A 4,939-nucleotide genomic window follows, 5' to 3' on the forward strand; every position below is an offset into this window, starting at 1 on the left:
GCGGCGCTCGCGCTCCGACGGGCGCCGCCGCAGCCGCAGCCGGGCGCGGCGGGCCTCGCTCCGTGTCCGCTGGGGCGCCAGGGCGGCCCCGACGGCGAGCAGCACCCACAGCACGGGATCCTCGAGGAACGCCGCGTAGCCCATCGTGTGCACGATCAGCGCGATCGTCATCGCCGCGATCGCGGCGCGCACGGGCCCCTCCTCCGCCTCCCGCACGAGGCGCCGGACGAGCAGCACGATCAGCAGCAGGTAGGCCCCGAGGCCGATCACGCCCTGCTCGGCGGCGATCGTGATCGGGATCGTGTGCGACGCGTCGACGGCCTTCCGCGCGCCCGAGCGCTCCCGCTCGCGGTACGCCGTCGCGAACCCGCCGGAGCCGACGCCCGCGATCGGGTGGTCGGCCCACAGCCCGATGCCGCCGCCGGTCAGGGTGACGCGGCCGGACGTCGCATCGTCGGCGCCGCCCTCGTCGAAGCCCTTGATGTTCAGGGCCCCGGGAGCGGCGACGACGAAGACGACGCCCACGAGGACGACCACGACGAGGGCGCCGAAGGCCTTCCACGGACCGAACCGCAGGCCGCCGAGGACCGCCAGGCCCGCCAGCAGCGCCAGGAAGCTCGTCTGCGAGTACGTCGTGACGAGCGCGCCGAGCAGGACCGCGAGCAGGATCCCGGCGACGGCGACCGTCCGGCTGCGCGAGGTCCAGAGCATCGCGGCGGTGATCCCGAGCATCACGAGCGCGAGGAAGCGGCCGTAGATGTTCGGGTCGAAGAAGAGCGAGTTGACCCGGAAGACGTCGTCGATCTGGTTCGACGCGATCACGCGCGGGTTCAGCAGGACGTGGTGCGTGGCCGCCTCGTAGAAGCCGACGCCCGCGAGCGCCAGGGCGACGACCACGACGATGCCGAACGCCTTGGCCGCCAGGCGGGTCGTCCAGGGGACGGTCCGCAGGACGATGAACAGCAGCGCGAACGGGACGTAGAAGAACGCGATCTGCTCGACGGCCTTGCTCTGGTCGTCGGACCACCAGCTCTGCGCGGCGTAGAGCACGACGAAGAGCACGAGGGCGACGTCGGCGGCCCCGGGGCGGCGGTCCGTCTCCGGCTCGTCCGGATCGGCGGTGGCCCGCTCCCACGCCCAGGCCAGCGCCGCGGCGCCCGTGACGAGGTAGAGCGGCAGCAGCAGGTTGACCGGCTGCCCGTCGCCGAGGTCCAGCGGCACGCGGAAGGGCAGCACGAAGGCCACCGCGAGCGGCACCGCGGCGGGCCACCGGCGGAACGCCCAGGCCCCGGCGCCCAGCAGGGCGAGGCCGCCGACCACGGCCGCGGCGAGGACCGGCGGGCTGTCCCGCAGGCGCTCGACGGGACCGGTGTCCCAGACCTGCGCGAGCAGGATGATCGGCGCGCCCACGAGGGCGACGCCCATCGCGCCGGCCCGCGAGTTCGGGGACCGCAGGAGGAGCGAGAGGGCCGCCGCGAGGGCGACGGCGGTCAACGCGAGAGCAGTCGCCACATGCTCTCCATGAGCTCGGAGGTGTCGGGATCGGTGTTCAGCCGCGAGGCGAACGCCGGCAGGCCGGTGCGGATCGCGAAGCCGTCGCCGACCTTGACGGCGGCGATCAGCGTGTGGTCCGCCCCGTCGACCGCGGAGGCGACGACGGTGTTGCCGCCGACGTCCTCCAGCGGCCAGCCCACGGGGTAGCCCTCGAAGCGGCCGTCGGTGCCGTCGAACAGGCCGACGTCGTCCTTGTCGTTCTGCGGCGGGCCGTCCAGGCGCACGGCGCCGCGGCTCGCCAGGCCGACGGCGTTCTCGGCGGTGAAGGGGCTCGGGTCGCGCAGCACCGACGTCGGCTCGTCCGCGCGGTTGATCGTCACGGAGCGCCGCAGGCCGGAGGGGTCGAGACCCGCTGCCGTCCCGCCGCCGCGCACGAAGTCGCGCAGCTGCTTCGCCACGGCGGGCGTCGTCCAGCGGTGCTCGCCGACGAGCAGCACGCCGCGGTGGCCCTCGAGCTTCGGGCCCTCGCCGCGGGCGAGCGCCAGGTCCGTGGTCAGCTCGAAGCGCTTGCGGTGGCGGGCGAGCCAGGCCATCGTCGGGTCCTCGGCGGTGCGGAACCCGCGCGGCAGGGCCGACAGCACCCGGGGGACGCGCACGCGGCTGGCGCGGCTCTCCTCGGGCCCGTTCAGCGTGTTGACGAGCCCGTCGCCGTCGTCGTCGAGCGGCTCCAGCCCCTGCCAGGTGATCGCGGGCAGGACGACGAGGACGCGCTGCTCGCGGCTGTCGGCGGCCAGCGCCGGGACCTCGACGCGGGTGCCGCCCGCGGACACGGCCAGGCGGTAGAGCGCACCACGGGCCGACTTCGTGCCGACCTTCAGCACGGTCGCGGAGCTCGACCCGCGGTCGACCGGCCGACGCGTGCCGACCCGTCGCAGCACCCAGTCGTAGCGCTCGCCACGGGCGTCGACGAAGAACGTCAGGCGGTTGCCGGAGGTCACGGGAGCGGGGTTGGCCTGCACCCCGACGTCGCGGACGGTGATGCCGCCGCGACCGCGCAGCCGGCCGTCGTCCTCGGGGGCGGGCAGCAGGTCGGTCCCGGCACCGCGCGGGCCGCAGCCCCGCACGCCGGCCCGGTCCCGGACGCAGACCTGCACGACGTAGGTGCCCGCGGGAGCCCGGGAGCCGTCCTCCAGCCGTCCGTCCCAGGTGGCCTTCGCCTCGATCCCCCGGTTGACGCGCGGGCCGCCCTTGACGTCGCTGAGCTGCACGCCGTCCGTGTCGCGGCGGATGTCCGTGACCTGCAGGTCCCGGACGACGACGGGCTCGTCGCCGGGGCTGGTGCGGACGACGCGCGCCGTCGGCTCCCAGCCGCGCAGGCGCAGCGTCGCGACGACGGGCCGGTCCTCGACGGTCGGCAGGATCGCGGGGCCGCTGCCGGGCTCCGCGCCCTCGGTGGCGACGCTCAGGACGCGCGGGCGCGGCGCCTTCGTGCGCAGCTGGAACGAGCGGGCACGGTAGACGATGCTCCGGCCCTCGTCCTCCAGCACGACCTTCAGCCGGTAGACCCCGTCGGAGGCCACGCGGCCGTCGTCGTCCCGGCCGTCCCAGACGAGGCGGTTGCGCCCGTAGGTCCTCGTGGCGAGGTCCTCGGCCAGCGTCCGGACGGTCTCGCCGCCCTGGTCGACGACCTCGACGGTGACCGGCTGGCCGCGCTTGACCGCGAAGTAGATCGCGAGGTTGTCGCGTCGGCCGTCCCCGTCGGGAGAGAACGCCTCCGAGAAGCGCACGGACTGCAGCACCGCCGGCTGGTTCTTCAGCCGCTGGGCGACGAAGAACGATGCGACGGTCGCGACGACGAGCAGACCGAAGACGACGCGGGCGGCGCGGGTCACAGGGCCTCGAGGTGGACGTTGGCGACGGCCTCGTGCGTCGGCAGGCTGCCGGTGGCGTGCTGGATCAGCAGGCGGATGACGTTGCCGTGGCAGACGACGAGCGTGACGTCGTCCGGGCCCTCGGCCGCACGGGCGTCCTCGATGGCGGGCAGCACGCGGGCGAGCTGGTCGGCGAACGTCTCGCCGCCGGGGGCGCCGAAGCCGGGCTCGAGCGCCCGGAAGCGGTCGTAGGCGGCCTGCCCGTCCGTGGCGATCACGTCGGCGTAGGTGCGGTCGGTCCAGTCGCCGGTGTCGGTCTCCGCCAGGCGCGGGTCGACCTCCGGGGCCAGGCCCAGCCGCGAGGCGACGATCGCGGCGGTCTCCATCGCGCGGGTCAGCGGGCTGGCGACCATGCGGGTGACGTCGCCGCGCTCCCGGACGAGGTCGGCGAGCTCGAAGGCCTGACGGCGGCCGTGCGCGTCGAGGGGCACGGGGCCGCGGCCCTGGAAGCGGCCCTCGTCGTTGTACGCGGTGCGTCCGTGGCGAGCGAGCAGGATCATGCGGCGTTCTGTCCTTCGACGACCGGCGGGCGGCTCCTGCCTGCCCGCCCGGTCTGCGGTGGGGCGCGAGGCCCCGCCGCGACGGGCGCTCGGGTTCCGGGCGGGTGGCCCGGCGCCGTGCGCCCCGCGGGACCCTACGGAACCGCGCCCCCGCCGGTGTCACCGGTGCCGTCGACCGCGCCGCCGGTGCCCAGGTCGCCCGTCGTGGGCGTCTGGAGTTGGCCGGTGCTCGGCGTCGTGGCCGTGGACGTGGCCCCACCGGTCGTCCCGCCGGTCCCGCCCGTCGTGCCGGAGGTGCCCGTGTCCGGCGGCGAGGCGGGATCGGTCGACGCGCCACCGGTCTGTCCCGCGCCGGCGGTCGGGTTCGCCCTGGCGTAGTCGGCGCCCACGACGACGACGACCTTCTGCCCGGCGGCCCCGGCCGAGACGATCGGGGTCATCCGACGCACGACCGTGCTCGTCGTCCGGAGCTTCAGGAACCGCGCGACGGCCTGGGCGGCCGCCCGGTTCTGGGACACCGACTGGTCGGCGCCGGTGCGGTACTGGACCGTCGTGACCGCCTGGGTGTCCGTGCCGCCCGGGATCGTGTTGTAGTTCGCGGCCTGGCCCATCGGGAAGCGGAACTCCTCCTCGATGCGGTCGCTCACGTCCTTCGCCAGCAGCGCGGTACCCGACGCGTTGAAGACGACCGTCTTCATCTCCGTGCGGTCGTAGCGCGGGGTCGTCGTCGACTGCTGCCGGGTGGTCGTCGGCGTGGCGCCGGCGTCGGTGCTGGTGCCGGGACCGTCGTCCCCGCCGCCGATGACGCCGAAGGCGAAGAGCAGCGCGAGCAGGACGACGAGGCCGACGGCGCCGACGCCGATCAGCTGGCCGACCGAGCGCTGGGGTCCGTCGCCGCTGCGGTCGCGCTCCCGCGCGGTCGCCGCCGCGGCACCGGCCGCGGTGGCGGCCCGGGGGCCGCCGGCGGTCGAGGCCGACGGGATGACGCGCGTGGGCGGGGCGCCACCGGGCGGC

At 75.6% G+C, this 4,939-nt stretch carries 4 protein-coding genes; all 4 read right to left on the reverse strand.

Going from position 1 to position 4,939, the window contains the following annotated elements:
* Window positions 1–1,512: O-antigen ligase (locus Q7T67_RS17915; RefSeq protein ID WP_304792943.1), on the reverse strand; the 1,512-nt coding region annotated here is incomplete at its 3' end.
* Window positions 1,491–3,386 (reverse strand): FlgD immunoglobulin-like domain containing protein, encoded by a 1,896-nt coding sequence (locus Q7T67_RS17920; protein WP_304792946.1) that lies wholly within the window; start codon window positions 3,384–3,386, stop codon window positions 1,491–1,493. The genes Q7T67_RS17920 and Q7T67_RS17915, both read right to left, overlap by 22 nt.
* Window positions 3,383–3,925, reverse strand: coding sequence for a histidine phosphatase family protein (locus tag Q7T67_RS17925; RefSeq protein WP_304792949.1), 543 nt, complete (start codon window positions 3,923–3,925; stop codon window positions 3,383–3,385). Before Q7T67_RS17925 ends, Q7T67_RS17920 begins: the two co-directional genes overlap by 4 nt.
* A 134-nt stretch (window positions 3,926–4,059) precedes the next feature.
* Window positions 4,060–4,939, reverse strand: an 880-nt coding sequence (locus tag Q7T67_RS17930) for a LytR C-terminal domain-containing protein (protein WP_304792952.1), incomplete at its 5' end; no start/stop codon positions are given.

Source organism: Patulibacter sp., assembly GCF_030655195.1.
Taxonomy (GTDB): domain Bacteria; phylum Actinomycetota; class Thermoleophilia; order Solirubrobacterales; family Solirubrobacteraceae; genus Patulibacter.